We start from the raw sequence: 17,259 nt of genomic DNA, 5'->3' as shown, positions 1-17,259 counted from the left end.
TTTTTCTGCCTACATGACCTACCGACTCCACACGCTCAATTCTGAAGACTCCGGCGCTGCGGCGCCCGCCCGCCGGGGCCGCTTTGCCGGCGAAGTGCTGCTCTTCGTCAGTCTGGTGCTGCTGGTCTATTGGCTGTTGGCCCTGGCCAGTCACAGCCTGCTGGATGCCGCCTGGTCTACCTCGGGCGACGGCGCACCGGTGCGCAACCGGGGTGGACAGCTTGGCGCCTGGCTGGCCGACGCCAGTTTCTACCTGTTTGGTTTCTCGGTCTGGTGGTGTTTTGCCGCCGCCGTGCGCGGCTGGCTCTCGGCGCTGGCGCGCTGGTTGCGTGCCCACGAGCTGCCGGAGGCAGAGCCTGCGGCGGCTCCGGCGCTGCTGGCGCGCTTCCTGGCCAGCCGCTGGAGTTTCTGGATCGGCCTGTTTCTGCTGATGCTGGCCAGCACGGCGATCGAGTGGGCGCGTTTCTACAGCCTGGAGCCGCGCCTGCCGGGGCACGCCGGCGGTGTGATGGGCTACTGGATCGGGCCGCTGGCGGCGCGTTGGCTGGGGGTGACGGGTTCGGCCCTGCTCGCTATCGGCCTGTGGGTGCTGGCCGTGGCCCTGGTGTTTCGCTTTTCGTGGGGCCATGTGGCCGAAGGTATAGGCGGCTGGATTCAGGACTTCATCGAGTCGCGCCGCGCGCGCCGTGAAATGGCACAGGACCTGGCCCTGGGCCAGCGGGCGGCACGGGAACGCGAGGAAGTGGTGCTGGAGGAGCGTGAGGAGATCATCGAGCACCACGCCCCCCCCGTGCTGATTGAGCCAGTGCTGGTGGAGGTGCCGCAGAGTACGCGCGTGGCCAAGGAACGCCAGAAGCCGTTGTTCAGCGACATGCCCGACTCCAAGTTGCCCCAGGTGGACCTGCTGGACGGTGCGCAGACACGGCAGGAAACCGTGGCACCCGAGACGCTGGAGATGACGAGCCGCATGATCGAGAAGCGGCTCAAGGACTTTGGCGTGGAAGTGCGCGTGGTGCTGGCCCAGCCCGGCCCGGTGATCACACGTTACGAAATCGAGCCGGCCACCGGCGTCAAGGGTTCGCAGATCGTGGGCCTGGCCAAGGACCTGGCGCGTTCGCTGAGCCTGGTGTCCATCCGCGTGGTCGAGACCATCCCGGGCAAGAACTACATGGCGTTGGAACTGCCCAACGCCAAGCGCCAATCCATCAAGCTGTCAGAGATCCTGGGCTCGCAGGTGTACAACGAGGCCAAGTCCATGCTGACCATGGGCCTGGGCAAGGATATCGTGGGCAATCCGGTGGTGGCCGACCTGGCCAAGATGCCGCACGTGCTGGTGGCCGGAACCACGGGCTCGGGCAAGTCGGTGGGGATCAACGCCATGATCCTGTCCTTGCTCTACAAGGCCGAGGCACGCGACGTACGCCTGCTGATGATCGATCCCAAGATGCTGGAAATGTCGGTCTACGAAGGCATCCCGCACCTGCTGGCGCCTGTCGTCACCGACATGAAGCAGGCCGCGCACGGTCTGAATTGGTGCGTGGCCGAGATGGAGCGCCGTTACAAGCTCATGAGCAAGCTGGGCGTGCGCAACCTGGCCGGCTATAACCACAAGATCGACGAAGCCAAGGCCAAGGAACAGTTCATCTACAACCCCTTCAGTCTCACGCCCGAGAGCCCGGAGCCGCTGCAGCGCCTGCCGCACATCGTGGTCGTCATCGACGAGCTGGCCGACCTGATGATGGTGGTGGGCAAGAAGATCGAAGAACTGATCGCCCGCCTGGCGCAGAAGGCACGCGCCGCCGGCATCCACCTGATCCTGGCCACGCAGCGCCCCAGCGTGGACGTGATCACGGGCCTGATCAAGGCCAACATTCCCACGCGCATCGCCTTCCAGGTCAGCAGCAAGATCGACAGCCGCACCATCCTGGACCAGATGGGCGCCGAGGCCCTGCTGGGTATGGGCGACATGCTCTATATGGCCAGTGGCACTGGCCTGCCGATCCGTGTGCATGGCGCCTTCGTCAGCGATGACGAGGTGCACCGCGTGGTCAAGTACCTCAAGAGCCAGGGTGAGCCTGATTACATTGAAGGCGTGCTCGAAGGCGGTACGGTCGACGGTGAAGACGGTCCCCTGGGCGAGGGGGGGCCTGCCGGCGAGAAAGATCCCATGTACGACCAAGCCGTGGAAATCGTCCTGAAGAACCGCAAGGCCAGCATCTCGCTGGTGCAGCGTCATCTCAAGATCGGCTACAACCGCGCGGCGCGCCTGGTGGAAGACATGGAGAAGGCCGGGCTGGTCAGCGCCATGAGCACCAACGGGCAGCGTGACATCCTGGTGCCGGCGCGCGCTGAGTGAGTGGCCGCTGGCGCGCAGAAACTGGGTATGGTCGCCAGAGCAGATAGCGCGGCGCTTAGCCTGCGTACTTGTAGTACTCGATGCCAAGGTCCTGGAAGGCGGGGCCATACTGCTCGCCCACATGGGTGATCACGAACTCATCTTGTGGCGTGTAGCTTGTGTCGACCTCGCGCCCATCGTGCAAGGCTTCATACTGTTCACGGGTGAGATCTATCGGGTTTTCGAGTGCGCCTTGCACGTGGATGCGCGCGGCGGCCTGCTCCCAGCCTGATACGGCACGGATCGGCCATGATTCCGCAGCATCGCCACTGCCGTAACCTACCACCACCATCTCACAATCGGTGAGTTCCATCCGCGCAGCGGCGGCTTCTGCGAAACCGGCGGCCAACCAAGCAGGGAGTGCTGCAGAGTACAGGTTCCCAAGCTCGCATGCGAGACCTGAGCCCAGGCGCATCTTGGCCTGCAGCAGCTCGCGGAATCGGCGGCTGGACTTTCGCGCCAGCGAGGCGACCGCTGTCGTGGCCTGGTAAGGGTCACTCACGTTGGCGCCGTGCTCACTCACCTGGGCGTACAGGTCTGGTGTCGTGAGCGACTCTGCGATCACGTCCTCCATCTGCACACCGGCTTCGTCGCACAAGGCCTGGAGATCACCCGAGTGGGGTTCGCCATGTGCAAGGCTGCGTATGTACAGGAATGACAACGCCTGCACCGGCATCATCTGATAGGGACGGTGAAAGAACAGCGAATGAACGCTGTCATAGTAGGCACTGGCTGGGACCTTCAGCTTCCGGAGCATGTCTTCAACGGCATGTACAGTCTCGTCCAGATACGAAAATGTCGAGTATCTGCCGCTGAACACCGGGAAGTCGTTCAAGCGCTGCGTGTTCGGCGCGTAGTCCTTCGTGAAGTGCCTGGCAAAAGGCTTGCGAAAGTCGGGGCCGCGATAGTCCGAAGCACATCCGGCGTGTGCCAGGTCCACTGTGAACAACTGTGGGTTGCGTGAGACCAGCATGGCCACTGCGCCTGCGCCCTGCGTCTGTTCACCCGTGCTGCCGCGCTCATATTCCGCGATATCGGCACACACCACGATCGCAAGGCGATCACCCGCGTCGCACGCGGCGTAACGCAACGCAGCCTTCAGTGCGTACATGCCCCCCAAGCACGCGTGTTTGAACTCGGGCACCTCCATGTGACGGGACAGGCGTGGGCGGCCCAAGGCCTCCAATCCACGATCCACCATCCCGCGCACGATGACGGCTCCGGCCGCATTGTCCGTGCTTGATTCAGTACCCAGACCCAGGAAGCCGACCCGCGTGGGGTCAATGTCGTATTGCTGGATCAGGCGGATCACAGCGTTGGCCGCCATCGTGTAGACGTTCTCATGCCGACTGGGTATGCGAAAGCTCCTGCCCACCACCGATTGGATCTTGTCCCAAGAATTGCCAGTCCAGTCGCACCAGGCCTGTAATGGCACACGAAGGCGTGGTACGTACACGCTCATGCCGCTCACGCCAAACTGAATATCGCCGTCCATTCGAGCCCCCATTTTTGTCTGTTGTGGAAGCCTGGGCAGGCTGCCCCCCGTAGAAAGCCACCAATTGCTAGCATAATCAATTTGGATCAAATCAGGTCTGCTTGGCGAGAGAATTTCCAGTGAGCAGTGAATAAGTTGGCATACTGAGCCCGCAAAGCGGGTACTTCGATTCGGGGGGCAAGATGCAGAAAATGGCGAAAGCATTCGATAAAGCGTGGCAGTTCGGTGTGGGTGGGCTGTTCACGCACATCGCTCGCCGCGCCTTGGCCTTTGTGCCCGGCGGTACAGTCTCGCGCTATTTCCTCATCGTGCTCGACACCCCTCGCCCCGCGCCTGCAGCCGTTCAGGCAGCCAAGGACCACACATTCCGCTTTGCCACCCTGGAGGACCTTGAGCGCCTCAAACAGAGGCCCGAGTCGCACATCTATGAACGCGACATCGCCTCGTTCAAGAACGGCTGTCGCTGCCTGCTCCAGACCCATGGCGAGGCGCTGGTCGGCTACACATGGATCAGTTCCGCGCCGCTCATCGAGATCATGTGGGGGTTTCATTTCAACATGCCCGATGACATGGTCTACAACTACAACGGCTATACGGCACCGGAATACCGCGGCACGGCCTACCAGGGCTTACGCCATCTCAAGGTGCTGGAACATACCCGTGCCGAAGGCAAACGTCGCCTTCTGGGTTACGTCGACCACATGAACTACAAGTCGCTCCATGGCGTGCGCAAGAGTGGCTACCAGCGCATCGGTGTCGTCCGTGGTGTCAACCGCAAAGGCCAGGTCCACTTCTCCATCTCGGTAGACGAGAGCTGCTGGGCCAAGGCCATCCGCTCAGGACCCATCCAGAGTTAAGGGGAGGCGACCTCGGCGGGAGGCGAACCCTTGGCCAGGCGGCACAACAGGCTGGCTACCTGCTCAGGTTGTGTATTGGGCGGTGAGTGCCCCGCACTCGCATCGAGCCACAACAGCGTGCTGTTGGGGATCATCCGTGCAACGGAAGCAGCGGTGCTTGCACTCGCGACCGGATCGACCCGCGCCCAAACCAGCAGCGTCGGCGCGCGTATCTGGGAGAGCGCTTCCATCCAGGGGGCCCCGTAGCTCGCCGTGACCGTCAGTGCCTGCACCGCTGCACTCTGCGGAAACAGCAGGGAGAACGGCTTCGTGCGGGCGATCCACGTCGCGGCATGGTTGAGCCGGCCCGGTTGCACCAGCACCCCGAACATGCCAGAGTAGGTCAGCGCTTGTGGATACCCCGAGGGCGCGAACAGCGCCATCTGGCTTACACGTTCCGGGTGTTTTGCTGCAAACCACGCCGCCAGGGACCCGCCCATGGACGATCCGGCCAGGGTCGCCTTGTGGATGCCACGCGCGTCGAGAAAGGCTAGCAGACGTTCGGCCTGCCTGGGCAGACTGAAATCATCGCTGCCGAAACGGGAGCCTGCAAAGCCGGGCAGGTCCACTCTGATCCGCCGCTGGCCACAGGCCGATAGTTTTGCCCACACGCCGTCCCATTGGTCAAGGCCCTGGTTGAAGCCGTGCAGGAGCAGCAATGCGCTGTCACCCTCTCCCACGTCTTCGTAGCGCCAGTTTCCTTCCGCGGTAGCGAGCGAGCGTTCTGTGGGCAGTGGGCCGGGCGCGTGCAGGGATGGCATGACCAGCCCGACAAGCAGCCAGGGCGTCACGACTACGATCCCCAGCGCAAGCAGAGCCAGTGCCATCCACGCCTTCATGCGGGTGCAAAGAAGATGGTGCCGTAGCGGGCCAAGCGGTCGGAGGCAAGCAGCGAGTAAGGTTCGCTGGCGTAGTAGTAGTTCCACCACCGCAGGGGAAAGTGCAGGCGGGCATGCTGATGGATCTCCTTGACCCGGTAGTCGAGTGGCACAAGCGCCGCCCGCCGGGTCAACTCCACACGCATATCGAGTTCCATGCCTTCGATGAAGAACACCCCGCCTGGCTTCAGCGTCAGGATGACGTTGGCGAAGACCTTGCGCGCCAGGTCAGACGGCATGTGAAACAGCACGTTCTGCATCACCACGATGTTCGCAGGTTCGAAGCGCTCGGGCAGCTTCGGGTCCAGCAGGTCGGCCTGTTCGAAGCTCACCCGCTCGCGGATCTGTGGTTTCACCCGATAGAGCCCGTCAACGCGATCGAAGGTGCGTGTGATGAAGTCTTGCGGCACGGTTGGATGCATCACTTCGTCTTGCGTGTAAAGACCTGATGCACCCTTGGCAACCATTTTTTCGTGCAGGTCGGAAGCCCGGATGCGAAAGCGCAGATCAGGCCGTCGGTGCAAGAGCTCGGAGGCGAGTGTGTACGGCTCCGCGCCGTTCGAGGCGGCAAAGAGAAGGATCGATACCTCCTGGTGTCCTTGTTGTTCGATGTGGTCCAGCACCGGACCCGTCAGCGCATCCAGTTGGGGTGGTGAACGGTAGAAACTGGTGTACGTGTGATCGTTGCTTCGATCGGTGCGCTGCAACAGCCTGTGGTGGCGGGCACGGCCGTAGGGCAACAACAGGCCGCCCATCACCACATCCCATTTGACGAAACGGTAGAGTGCGCGTGCCGCCTGGTACGGCGTACCGGACTTGTTCATGCCTGTGTCCTTACTTTACAAAGACCTGCGCCTCACCGGCCGCAACCACCGCACCCGTCTGATCGAGGATGCGCAACTCGCATTTCCAGGTATGGCCTTCGCGACCCACCACCTCACCCTGACAGGTGAGCGGTTTGTCCGGCAACGCACTCTTCTGGACCCGCCATGACAGCGTACGCAGTTCGCCCTGGTCTGAGAGCCACTGCGTCACCAGACGGGCAAGGTAGTTGCCCAGGAGCGCCCGTTGCACGACGACGCCGGTATGCCCCTCGGCCAGGGCGGCGTCCTTGTCGTAATGGATATGGTGGCGATTCCACGTTATCGCGCTGAACATGAATATGTGCCCGGTACCGGGTGTCACCTCGAGCGGAGGCAGTGTTTCAGGCAGCATGCGCTTTATTTTCCACTATGAATCGGCGCGTCAGCGCGATGGCGTCGGGACTGATGGGGCCTTCATGGCCGCCTTCTGACAACTCCACGTAGCGGCAATGCTCGCCCAGGCTGGCCACGAAACGCCGGGTATCCTCCACCGGTTCGAGCGTGTCATCCTTGGCGTGAATCACCAGGGTCGGTCCGGGCAGCCATTTCGGATCCACCATCGGGGCGAACCATTCCGGTGTCAGCCAATGGGAGGCCCACCCCGAAGTCCTGCGTCGCATCGCAAAACCGTAGGGATGCATGGCCAGCAGCGTCAGGCTGACGGGGGGCTTGCCAGCCTGCGTCAACGCACTGGCCAAGGCGCTGGCCAGAATAGCCCCCAGTGAAAATCCCACGAGGTGGATGCCCCCTTCTCGGGCACCATGGCGTTGCACCAGCAGCTCATGCAAGAACTGCGTATCGGCGCAAATGTCGTGCATATTCGGTTCGCCTGAGGAGGTTTCATACCCGCGCGGAGCCCACATGGCCAAACCCCAATCGTGTGCCCCTCGCAACTGTTCCAGCCACATCTGGCTTTTGACGAGTTGATCGCCCCAATTACCTAAAAAATACAGCACCCACGGTGCCGAGGGATCGCGAGGTGGAGAAACCGCACCTGTCAAGCGGACCCCGGGTGCGACTTCGGCCCAGTCCAGCTTCCAGCCTGGGCGGCTTGCCAGTTGCGTCAACATGGCAGGATTGTTCTGTCCGGTATGAAACTGGCGGATCCTTCGGTTGAAAAGCGGTAAGCCGAGAAACGCCCGTAGGCGATCTGACAATCCCGGCGGACGTGGCGGCCTGGCGCCGATGATGGCCTGCCACTGGGCACTGTTTTCATACAAGCGGGCAAGTTGCGCTGTAACCCCTCGTTGCCAACGTTTGAGTGGGTGCATGTGCAATTATTGACGCTTGATGTAGGTGGCGATCTCTGAAGCCAGGGGCCGATCCTGCTCGTCGGTGAAACGTGTTTCCACCTTCACCAGAAAAAGATCTCCGCTTTTGCCCGTCTTCTTCTCCACGCTCCTGAGCGATGAGGTCACGGTCACCGTTTCGCCAGCCCTGACGAGACGGTGTATCGTGTACTCGCTCCCGCCCCCCACCGTACGCGGCGCAGGAATCGGCACGTCGAGTTCAATGGGCGATCCGTCGGGTGGCAACTGCTCCAAGGGCAGTTCCTCGTAGCCGAGCGACTGGTAGAAGAGTGGAGGGGCTACGGGGCCGTGGCGGTCCTCCGAGTGCAGGGGGCTGGTCTCGCCGATGGCCTGTGCGAAGCGGCGGATGTCGCGCGCCGTGACGAGGCAGTGACGTTTGCGCTCAAGTCCGATGCGGGCACGGATCTCGTCGGAGAGAAAGTCGCCGGTGCCCGGCTGCATCGGCGCATTCATAGGCCATCTCCCCGGTCTCTTTTATTCATCTGTTGACGATAAAACAAATTTATCTGCCTGTCCAGAGCCGAGGACGACTGGGTTACCATGCCTCGGAATCGCCCGGCAAACTGCCACAAATCCGACAGGGCCGGTGAGTATTTCCTGAATGCATCCGGGGGCTCGGCCCTCATTAATATCTCATCTCGCCATGCTTGAAAAACTGGGTTGGAATGGTCGTTGCTACACGATGGTGTGGGCTTGGGCTTTTTGCGCGGCTGGCGGTCTGGCTCGGGCCGAAGGTGTGGATGCGTTGGACCTGTTTCTCAAGAGTGCGAAGAGCGGGCGGGCCGAGTTCAGCCAGACCGTGACCTCACCACCCCGCGAGGGCCAGGCGCCACGCGTGCGCACTTCGGGGGGGACTTTCGAGTTCCAGCGCCCCGGCCGCTTCCGTTTTGTCTATGGCAAGCCCTTGGCCCAGACCATCGTGGCCGACGGTCAGACCCTGTGGTTGCACGACGTCGATCTGAACCAGGTAACCGCACGTGCCCAGGCCAGCGCCCTGGGTAGCACACCGGCAGCCTTGATCGCCGCAGCGCCCGACATGCGCGCCTTGCAGGCCGACTACCAGCTCGCCAATGCGCCCGAGCGCGACGGCCTGCAGTGGGTGGTTGCGACACCGCGCGCGCGCGACGGCCAGGTGCAGACCGTGCGCGTGGGACTGCGGGAAGTCGAGCAGGGCGGCAAAAAGACGGCTGAACTGGCGGCGCTGGAGATCGTCGACAACTTCGGCCAGCGATCGCTGCTGACTTTCAGCCGCGTGCAGCTCAATGTGAACCTGCCGCCCGAGACCTTCCGCTTCAAACCGCCGGTCGGCGCCGACGTGATCCGTCAATAACGCAGCATTGGCCGCTCAGGGCTCGCGCGTGTACTCCGTGTGCAACTGCACCGGTTTAGCCGAACGCCTGCGCATGCGAATGTTCAGCATCTCCACGCCCAGCGAGAAGGCCATGGCGAAGTAGACGTAACCCTTGGGCACGTGGTGGTCGAAGCCTTCGGCGATCAGCACCACGCCGACCACGACCAGGAAGGACAGGGCCAGCATCTTGATGCTGGGATGGTCCGACACAAAGCGGCCGATGGCGCCCGCAAACACCATCATCAGCGCGACCGAGGCGATCACGGCGGCGATCATGACGGCCAGTTCGTCCACCATGCCCACGGCGGTGATGATGGAGTCCAGCGAGAACACCAGGTCGACCACCATGATCTGCAGGATCACGGCCGCGAAGGTGGCCTGCACCGCCCCGGAGGCGTGACCTTCCTCGCCTTCGAGCGACTGATGGATCTCGCCTGTGCTCTTCCAGATCAGGAACAGGCCCCCGGCAATCAGGATCAGGTCGCGTCCCGAGATGTCCTTCCCCATCACGCTGAACAGCGGCGCCACCAGGCCGATGATCCAGCTCAGCACCAGCAGCAGGCCGATGCGCATGAACATGGCCATGAACAGGCCCAGGCGGCGTGCCAGTACCCGTTTCTCGGGGGGCAGCTTGTCGACCAGGATGGAAATGAAGATGATGTTGTCAATGCCCAGCACCAGCTCCAGTGTGGTCAGGGTGGCGAAGGCGATCCAGGCCTGGGGGTCTGTCAGCAGTTCCAGCATGTTGAGGTCCTTTCGTGACCGTGGGTCTCAGTTGGAAGCGATGGCTTCACGCACGGCAGCCAGCTGACGACGTGACACCGCCAGCAGCTCGTCGGTGCCGCTCAGGCGCACGGCCCAGCCTTCTCCCTCTTCGGGATCGTAGTGTTTCTCCAGTGCCCTTACGGCCCGGCGGGCCACCAGGGCGTTGCGGTGCACGCGCATGAAACGGGTCGCGTATTTTTCCTCAAGCTCGCTCAGTGCCCCGTCCAGGATATAGGTCTTGGCCGCCGTGCGCACCGTGATGTACTTGAGTTCGGCCTTGAAGTAGAGCACTTCCGCCAGGGGCACGCGTTCGGTGCGCCCGCGTTCCTGGATCAGCAGCACTTCTTCGGGTGTTGCCGTGCCTGTGCCGGGCCGGCTGTGCAGCAGGCGTTCCACCTTCTGCAGGGCCTGCTGCAGGCGCTCCAGTCGCACGGGCTTGGTCAGGTAGTCCACCGCTTCGAGCTCGAAGGCCTGGACGGCATGTTCGGCGTGGGCCGTCACGAAGATGACGGCCGGTGGCAGTGGCAGGCTGCGCAGGGTCTGGGCCAGGGTCAGGCCGTCGGCCCCGGGCATGTGGATGTCCAGCAGGGCCAGGTCATAGGGCTGGCGGCGCAGCAGCTCGATGGCTTGGCTGGCATTGGCGGCCTCGCCCTCGATGCTGATCAGCGGCGCCTTGCAGTCGCCCAACAGGGTGCGCAGGCGGCTGCGCGCCAGCGTCTCGTCGTCGACGATGAGGGTGCGCAGACCCAGCGTCATGAGGAAAGCTCCGTGCTGTGCATTGCTGTGCGAGCAGCTTCGGACGGCCGGGCGGCGCTCATGCCGGTACCTCCATGCGTACCTGATACAAACCGTCCTTGTTCACGGTGTGGAAGCTGCACTGCACGTCGTGCAGCAGGCGCAGGCGGTCGCGCACATTGCCCAGGGCCACCCCATGGCCGTGAGGGCCCGGGCCAGCCGGTACGGTGTTGGTGACCTTGATCACCACGGTGGAACCGCGACGCTGGGTGGAGATGCGGACCTGGGCCCCGCTGGCGCTGGGTTCCACGCCATGGCGCACGGCATTTTCCAGCAGAGGCTGCAGCAGCAGGGGCGGCAGGCGGGCGCCATCGGCAAGGGGGTCGAGCGCCCATTCGAGCTGCAGGCGCTCGCCAAAGCGAACCTGCTCGATGTCCAGGTAACGCCTTGCCAATGCGATCTCGTCGGCCAGCGTGACCGCAGCGCCCTGGTCCACCAGGGCGTGGCGGAACAGGTCGCTCAGGTCTTCCAGCAGGGCTTCGGCCTTGGCCGGCTCGGCGCGCACCAGGGCGATGGCACTGTTGAGCGTGTTGAAGAGGAAATGCGGGCGGATGCGCGATTGCAGCTCGGACAGGCGCGCCGCCGTATCGGCCGGCGTGCGTCCGCGCGCGCGCAGCGCCAGTACCGCTACCAGCACCCCGGCCAGCAGGGCGCCGCTGCTGGCGCTGGCCAGCCAGGGTGCCGGGGCCAGCAGGCCGGCCAGCATCAGCATGCTGCAGCCGTAGAGGCCGGCCAGCGCGCCGAGCAGCACACCGGCGGCGTACTGGGCCGGTCGCGGCAGGCGCCCCAGGGGGCGTTTGCACAGGCAGGCCACGACCAGCCAGAACACCGTGGCGGGCAGGGCACTGCCGGTCAGCAGGGCCAGGCGTACGATCCAGTCCAGCGCCGTGCTGGTGCCGAACATGGCGCCCACGGCGACGGCGGTCTCCACGAAAAGCACGGCGCGCAGAGCCACGCCGACCTGGCACGCGTCGTAGAGCAATGCGTCGGTCACGGTCGCCGCCGGGGTTTCCGGGGTGAGCTCCTGGAAGGCCGATAAAATCTGGGTGTCTTTCATAGGTGCAGGGCAGCGGCCTGGTGGCCGACCCCATTATTGGTGAATTGGCTGTGGTCGCACAATGGCTATCCTGCCAGCCCGGCATCCCTTCCTCTTATAAACCCGCCCGCCATGTCCCAAAACCAACTCGACAAGAAATCCCAAGCCTGGTCGGCGCTGTTCTCCGAACCCATGAGCGATCTGGTCAAGCGCTACACGGCCAGCGTCTTTTTCGACAAGCGCCTGTGGCATGCCGACATCACCGGCAGCCTGGCGCACGCCGAGATGCTGGCGGCGCAGGGCATCATCGCTGCGGCCGACCTGGCCGCCATCCGCGACGGCATGGCCCAGATCATCGCCGAGATCGAGACCGGCAAGTTCGAATGGAAGCTGGACCTGGAAGACGTGCACCTCAACATCGAGGCCCGCCTGACCCAGCTGGTGGGCGACGCCGGCAAGCGTCTGCACACCGGCCGCAGCCGCAACGACCAGGTGGCCACCGATGTGCGCCTGTGGCTGCGCACCGAGATCGATCTCATCAGCAACCTGCTGGTGGACCTGCAAAAAGCCCTGGTGACCGTGGCCGAGCAGAACGTAGAAGTGATCCTGCCCGGCTTCACCCACCTGCAGGTGGCCCAGCCCGTGAGCTTCGGCCACCACATGCTGGCCTATGTGGAAATGTTCGCGCGCGACGCCGAACGCATGGCCGACGTGCGCAAGCGCGTGAACCGTCTGCCCCTGGGCAGCGCTGCCCTGGCGGGCACAAGCTACCCGCTGGATCGCGAGCGCGTCGCGAAGACCCTGGGCATGGACGGTGTCTGCCAGAACAGCCTGGACGCCGTGAGCGACCGCGACTTCGCCATCGAGTTCACGGCTGCCGCCTCCCTGGTCATGGTGCACATCAGCCGCCTGAGCGAGGAGCTGATCCTGTGGATGAGCCAGAACTTCGGTTTCATCAAGATCGCCGACCGCTTCACCACCGGTTCTTCCATCATGCCGCAGAAGAAGAACCCCGATGTGCCCGAGCTCGCGCGTGGCAAGACCGGACGGGTGGTGGGCCATCTCATGGGCCTGATCACCTTGATGAAGGGCCAGCCCCTGGCCTACAACAAGGACAACCAGGAAGACAAGGAGCCGCTGTTCGACACAGTGGACACCCTGAAGGACACGCTGCGCATCTTCACCGAGATGGTGGGTGGGCAGCTCAACCCCGCCAGCGGCAAGCTCGAAGGCGGCATCACCGTCAACGCCGCTGCCATGGAACAGGCCGCCCTCAAGGGTTACGCCACAGCCACCGACCTGGCCGACTACCTGGTCAATAAGGGGCTGCCTTTCCGTGACGCGCACGAGACCGTGGCCCATGCGGTGAAGGCCGCCATCAGCCATGCCTGCGATCTGTCCGAACTGCCGCTGACGGTGCTGCAGCAGTTCAACAAGAACATCGAGAAGGACGTCTACGACGTGCTGTCGCTGCGCGGCTCGCTCAACGCGCGCCACACCCTGGGCGGCACCGCGCCGGTCCAGGTGCGGGCACAGATCGAACGCCACCGGGCGCGGCTCGCCTGAGCCGCGCCGCGGTGCTGGATCAGGCCGCGCGCCAGAAGATGTAGTCGGCCTGGTACTTCACCACCGATTTCTGACCCGCGTTGCCCGCGCCGCAGGTCATCGCCGGTGCCACGCCACCCCGGGTGGCCAGGCGCTGGATGTGGCTCACGCCCTGCATGGCGCCCATGCCCATGGCCGGGTTGGCCTTGACCAGCTGCAGCGGGATGTTGCCGTCACCGCCGGGGGCAACCGCGAGCTGGGTGCCGGTGATGCGCGAGCCATCGTTGCTTTCCCAGGTGGCGGGCGGGCCGTAATAACGACCCACGGCCTTGCCGCTGCGGTCCATCAGGCGGGCATCGGGGCCGACGAAGACCCATTCGAAGGCACCAGCCATGTCCTTCTTGGCGCGGCATTCGTAGGTGATCTCGCCCGCGCCGACGGTTTCCAGCACGACGCTGTGACCAGCGGGGACGCGCACGGCATCGGGCACACCGGTCTGTGCCGAACTGGACATGGACATGCCGCCGGACATGGCACAGGCCGAGAGCAGGGAGGCGGCCGCCAGGGCCGTGAGGGTGCGGTTCATCATGGTTATCTGTCCTTGGCTATGAGGTGAGTGAGAGTGAAGTTCAGGCGCCGAAGCTCAGGGCGCCAGCCGGCAGGGCGCGGCCCAGTGCTTGCGTCAGCACGGTGTAGTGCATGGTCTCGTCAGCGGCCAGGCGCGCGGCGACCTTGGCCAGCTCCTTGCTGCCGAAGGCGGGGATCACGCCCAGATAGGCGTTGGTCGCACCCAGTTCCAGCCGCGCCGCCAGGCTCAGCACATCGGCCTGGTTCTTCAGCGTGTCGGCCTTGAGGGCGCGAGCGTAGTCGTCCAGCTTCATCTCCATGACGGGCTTGCCACCGAGCTTCTGGATGGTGGCGATCAGGGCGTCGCGGTGCGATTTGTGGTGACCCTGGAATTGCACGGCCACGTCCAGCACGGACTTCTGCAGCAGGCCGCTGGCGGCGCCCAGCTGGTAAGCGTTGATGGCTTCATGTTCCAGGCCGAGGGCCACGTTGAGGATCTGCAGATCGCCACTGGTGTCGGCCCCCATGCCCTGGGCCAGCGCTTCCTTGCCGGCGAGCATGGCCACGGCCACGGCAGAGAGGGTGCCGGTACGGCTCATGAAGGAGCGGCGCGCAACGGAGGGCAGGGAGGTGATGTCAATCTTGGAGGTCATGATGGTTTCCTTGCAGGGTTCTAGAGTGAAGGGGCCGGCCAGTCCGGCATCGGCACAAGACTGGCCGACACCTTGAATACGTGGTGTGGCCCCGCCCGGATTCAAAAGACCCCAGCTGTCCCCGGGGCATGGGCCCGGTCTGAAACCGTTGCGGGCCGCGGGCCGTATTGAGTACATGCTTCTCGTATGTCCTGCCCTGCCCAGGTTGACGCGCCAGCCTGCGGGCTGGCATGACCGCCCGCGTGTGGACCGCGCCCGGATCAAGGACAATCGCGCCATGATTCATGAAGCCCATGATTTGGAACTGACGGCCCTGCTCGATCAGGTGGCCCGGCAGGACGCGGCGGCGCTGAAAGCGCTCTACGCCCGTACCTCACCCCTGCTGTTCGGCCTGGCCATGCGGGTGGTACGCCACAAAGAATGGGCGGAGGATGTGGTGCAGGAGAGTTACCTCTACATCTGGCGTTCGGCGAATGACTACCGCGCCAGCCTGAGCCCTCCGATGGCCTGGATGGGCCTGATCGTGCGCAGCCGTGCCCTGGACTTTTTGCGACGGCGCACGGCCGAGCGCGCCGACAGCACCGAAGAGCTTGACGACGCCCTGGCCGAGACCCTGGAAGGCGATGCACCCGATCCTATGGACCAGGTCAACGCAAGCCAGCAGGCGCGTGCCTTGCACCGCTGCCTGAAGCAGCTGGAGAACGGTCAGCGCGAGGTGCTCAGCCTGGCCTACCTGCGTGACCTCAGCCACCATGAGCTGGCCGAGCAGCTGCGCCTGCCGCTGGGCACGGTCAAGACCTGGATCCGGCGTGGTCTGAACCAATTGCGCGGCTGCATGGCCGCGGCACCCACGGAGGTGCGACCATGAGACTGCATGACCATCCCGAACTGCTGGACCGCCTGGCGGCCAGCTACGCCCTGGGCACGCTGCGTGGTGGCGCGCGTCGCCGCTTCGAGACCCTGGCGCGGCAGCAGCCCGCCGTTCTGCAGGCCTGTCAGCATTGGCAGGGCCGCCTAGCCGGCTTGACCGAGTTGCAGCCGGCGATCGAGCCGCCGTCCTATGTCTGGGCCCGCATCCAAAACCAGTTGCAGGCCCGGGCGCAGACATCGTCCGGCATGACGCCTTCGGTTGGTCCCGGCTGGTGGCAAAGTCTGCTGGTCTGGCGCAGTGCGGCCGCAGCCGGAGTGTTCGCCACCTTGACGGCCGTGGTCGTGGGCCTGCAGGTCAACGAGGGGCTGCGCGCGCAGGCCGGCGCACAGATCGCCGAACTGCGCCAGCAGTTGCAGGCGGCGCCGCAGATCCAGTATGTGGCGGTGCTGGCCGACGACCGGTCGGCGGCTTCCATGCTGGTGACCTTCGACCCCAGGAACAATACCCTGGTCCTGCAGCGGGTGGGCGGCTTCCAGGAAGGGCGTGACAAATCGCTGCAGCTCTGGGCCCTGCCGCCGGCCGGCGCACCTCGCTCGCTGGGGGTGCTGGGGCAGGGGCCGCTGGTCAAGCTTACCGCGGGTGAGTCCGATGTGCGCGAGGTGCCCACGCTGGCCATCAGCCTGGAGCCCTTGGGCGGCGTGCCCGGCGCGGGCGGGCCGACCGGCCCCGTGCTGTTCAAGGGCAGCCTGATCCAGCGCATGCTTTGAGGCGGCAGCCGAAAATATTTCCACTTTTTTGAATCCGATCGCATCCGGGGTGCGTATCCAGTAGACAGGCCAGCGCGCTTGTACATCTACTAGGAGCCACCCTGATGAAGAAACTCTTCCGGTACGCCACGCTCACCTGCCTTGCTTGCACCACCGTCCTGGCCCAGGCCGACACCGGCAAACTCCTGCTCACCGGCGGTGTCAGCTCCGTCACTGGCGCGGCCGGTGGGGGGCTGACGCCCTGGGCCGCCATCGGCACCAATGCCACCGAAGGCGAGATCGGTGTCAGCAGCTACCTGACACGCGCCACCACCCAGGACTACAGCCTCAACAGCTACGGCGTCGCCATCGGCCTGAAAGACCGGGTCGAGCTGTCGCTGGCGCGGCAGGATCTGGATGCCTCGCCCACCATCGCGCTCAATGGCGTGGCCGCCTTTGGCGTAACGCCGGGCCAGCATATCCAGATGGACGTGGTCGGTCTGAAAGTCAAGGTCGCCGGCGACGCCATCCTCGACAGCGACAGCTGGATGCCGCAGATCGCGGTGGGTCTGGAGCACAAGCAGGTCCGCCCCGGTTCCCTGCAGTCCGTCTTCGACTTCCTGGGCGTGCAGAACAACGGCACCGACGTGTATGTCAACGCCACCAAGCTGTTGCTGGGTCAGAGCCTCTTGCTCAATGCCACGCTGCGCTCCACCAACGCCAACCAGAACGGCCTGCTCGGTTTCGGCGGCACATCCCCGGCGAGCAGCAGCCGCAGCCTGCAAACGGAAATCTCGGCGGCCTACCTGCTGCAAAAGAACCTGGCCATCGGGGCCGAATACCGAAAGAAGCCTAACAACCTTGAGGCGGCGGGCGCCGCTGCCGGCCTGGGCGATGGCCTGGCCGAGGACGACTGGAAGGATCTGTTCGTCGCCTGGGCGCCCAGCAAGCACCTTTCGCTGACCCTGGCCTACATCGACCTGGGCCGCATCGTGCCCGGCATCACGGCAGGTCGCCGCCAGACCGGGTACTACCTGTCGGGCCAGGTCGCTTTCTGAGCCGGTGGCCGCATTGCTTCTTCAACAAACGGAGA

General features: G+C 64.4%; 18 protein-coding genes. 7 read left to right on the top strand and 11 right to left on the bottom strand.

The window, feature by feature from the left end:
- Window positions 1–13: 13 nt before the first annotated feature.
- Window positions 14–2,356 (top strand): DNA translocase FtsK, encoded by a 2,343-nt coding sequence (locus AC07NT_RS11490; RefSeq protein ID WP_498598894.1) that lies wholly within the window; start codon window positions 14–16, stop codon window positions 2,354–2,356.
- Window positions 2,357–2,411: 55 nt separating this feature from the next.
- Here the strand turns inward: AC07NT_RS11490 and AC07NT_RS11485 are convergent, their stop codons facing one another.
- A complete protein-coding gene (locus AC07NT_RS11485) occupies window positions 2,412–3,890 on the bottom strand; it encodes a hypothetical protein (RefSeq protein ID WP_498598895.1) in 1,479 nt (492 codons plus the stop codon).
- A gap of 191 nt (window positions 3,891–4,081) precedes the next feature.
- Between AC07NT_RS11485 and AC07NT_RS11480 the strand changes: the two genes are divergently transcribed.
- Complete coding sequence (locus AC07NT_RS11480; RefSeq protein ID WP_498598896.1) at window positions 4,082–4,747, top strand: GNAT family N-acetyltransferase; 666 nt, start codon at window positions 4,082–4,084, stop codon at window positions 4,745–4,747.
- Here the strand turns inward: AC07NT_RS11480 and AC07NT_RS11475 are convergent.
- From AC07NT_RS11475 to AC07NT_RS11455, 5 genes are all read right to left on the bottom strand, one after another.
- Window positions 4,744–5,613 carry an alpha/beta fold hydrolase gene (locus AC07NT_RS11475; protein ID WP_498598897.1) on the bottom strand — a complete coding sequence of 290 codons (870 nt, stop codon included), beginning with the start codon at window positions 5,611–5,613 and terminating at the stop codon, window positions 4,744–4,746. The genes AC07NT_RS11480 and AC07NT_RS11475 overlap by 4 nt on opposite strands.
- A gap of 8 nt (window positions 5,614–5,621) precedes the next feature.
- A complete protein-coding gene (locus AC07NT_RS11470; protein WP_498598898.1) occupies window positions 5,622–6,488 on the bottom strand; it encodes a CheR family methyltransferase in 867 nt (288 codons plus the stop codon).
- A 10-nt stretch (window positions 6,489–6,498) separates the two neighbouring features.
- Complete coding sequence (locus AC07NT_RS11465) at window positions 6,499–6,879, bottom strand: hotdog family protein (RefSeq protein ID WP_498598899.1); 381 nt, start codon at window positions 6,877–6,879, stop codon at window positions 6,499–6,501.
- Window positions 6,869–7,597: an alpha/beta hydrolase family protein gene (locus AC07NT_RS11460; RefSeq protein WP_498598900.1), complete on the bottom strand. Its 729-nt coding sequence runs from the start codon at window positions 7,595–7,597 to the stop codon at window positions 6,869–6,871. Before AC07NT_RS11460 ends, AC07NT_RS11465 begins: the two co-directional genes overlap by 11 nt.
- Before the next feature lie 207 nt (window positions 7,598–7,804).
- Window positions 7,805–8,290 (bottom strand): FAS1-like dehydratase domain-containing protein, encoded by a 486-nt coding sequence (locus AC07NT_RS11455; RefSeq protein WP_498598901.1) that lies wholly within the window; start codon window positions 8,288–8,290, stop codon window positions 7,805–7,807.
- Window positions 8,291–8,519: 229 nt separating this feature from the next.
- Between AC07NT_RS11455 and lolA the strand changes: the two genes are divergently transcribed.
- Window positions 8,520–9,167: an outer membrane lipoprotein periplasmic chaperone LolA gene (gene lolA, locus AC07NT_RS11450; RefSeq protein ID WP_498599167.1), complete on the top strand. Its 648-nt coding sequence runs from the start codon at window positions 8,520–8,522 to the stop codon at window positions 9,165–9,167.
- Between the two features lie 15 nt (window positions 9,168–9,182).
- Here lolA and AC07NT_RS11445 read toward each other — a convergent pair whose 3' ends face one another.
- Genes AC07NT_RS11445 through AC07NT_RS11435 form a run of 3 tightly spaced genes read right to left on the bottom strand, consistent with a single transcriptional unit; the run spans window position 9,183 to window position 11,805 of the window.
- Complete coding sequence (locus tag AC07NT_RS11445; protein ID WP_498598902.1) at window positions 9,183–9,932, bottom strand: TerC family protein; 750 nt, start codon at window positions 9,930–9,932, stop codon at window positions 9,183–9,185.
- Between the two features lie 27 nt (window positions 9,933–9,959).
- The gene (locus AC07NT_RS11440) at window positions 9,960–10,709 is read right to left on the bottom strand and encodes a LytR/AlgR family response regulator transcription factor (protein WP_498598903.1); all 750 of its coding nucleotides are present in this window, start codon (window positions 10,707–10,709) and stop codon (window positions 9,960–9,962) included.
- Window positions 10,710–10,767: 58 nt separating this feature from the next.
- Entirely contained in the window at window positions 10,768–11,805 is a 1,038-nt protein-coding gene (locus AC07NT_RS11435; RefSeq protein WP_498598904.1) for a sensor histidine kinase, read from the bottom strand.
- A gap of 111 nt (window positions 11,806–11,916) precedes the next feature.
- Between AC07NT_RS11435 and argH the strand changes: the two genes are divergently transcribed.
- The gene (gene argH / locus AC07NT_RS11430) at window positions 11,917–13,350 is read left to right on the top strand and encodes an argininosuccinate lyase (RefSeq protein ID WP_498598905.1); all 1,434 of its coding nucleotides are present in this window, start codon (window positions 11,917–11,919) and stop codon (window positions 13,348–13,350) included.
- A gap of 19 nt (window positions 13,351–13,369) precedes the next feature.
- Here argH and AC07NT_RS11425 read toward each other — a convergent pair whose 3' ends face one another.
- Window positions 13,370–13,918 (bottom strand): DUF3455 domain-containing protein, encoded by a 549-nt coding sequence (locus AC07NT_RS11425; protein WP_498598906.1) that lies wholly within the window; start codon window positions 13,916–13,918, stop codon window positions 13,370–13,372.
- 40 nt (window positions 13,919–13,958) lie between these two features.
- The gene (locus AC07NT_RS11420; protein WP_498598907.1) at window positions 13,959–14,549 is read right to left on the bottom strand and encodes a ferritin-like domain-containing protein; all 591 of its coding nucleotides are present in this window, start codon (window positions 14,547–14,549) and stop codon (window positions 13,959–13,961) included.
- Window positions 14,550–14,826: 277 nt separating this feature from the next.
- Here AC07NT_RS11420 and AC07NT_RS11415 point away from each other — a divergent pair, with 277 nt between their 5' ends.
- The 3 genes from AC07NT_RS11415 to AC07NT_RS11405 all read left to right on the top strand — a co-directional run bounded on the left by AC07NT_RS11415 (window position 14,827) and on the right by AC07NT_RS11405 (window position 17,224).
- Window positions 14,827–15,417 carry an RNA polymerase sigma factor gene (locus tag AC07NT_RS11415; RefSeq protein WP_498599168.1) on the top strand — a complete coding sequence of 197 codons (591 nt, stop codon included), beginning with the start codon at window positions 14,827–14,829 and terminating at the stop codon, window positions 15,415–15,417.
- Window positions 15,414–16,187: an anti-sigma factor gene (locus AC07NT_RS11410; RefSeq protein ID WP_498598908.1), complete on the top strand. Its 774-nt coding sequence runs from the start codon at window positions 15,414–15,416 to the stop codon at window positions 16,185–16,187. The genes AC07NT_RS11415 and AC07NT_RS11410 overlap by 4 nt, the downstream gene beginning before the upstream one ends.
- A 104-nt stretch (window positions 16,188–16,291) precedes the next feature.
- Window positions 16,292–17,224 (top strand): DUF3034 family protein, encoded by a 933-nt coding sequence (locus AC07NT_RS11405; RefSeq protein WP_498598909.1) that lies wholly within the window; start codon window positions 16,292–16,294, stop codon window positions 17,222–17,224.
- The last annotated feature ends 35 nt before the right edge of the window (window positions 17,225–17,259 follow it).

Source organism: Hylemonella sp. GW821-FHT10B10 (assembly GCF_059415585.1).
Note: the sequence above shows the minus strand (reverse complement) of the source record. Positions and strands in the feature narration are given on the sequence as shown.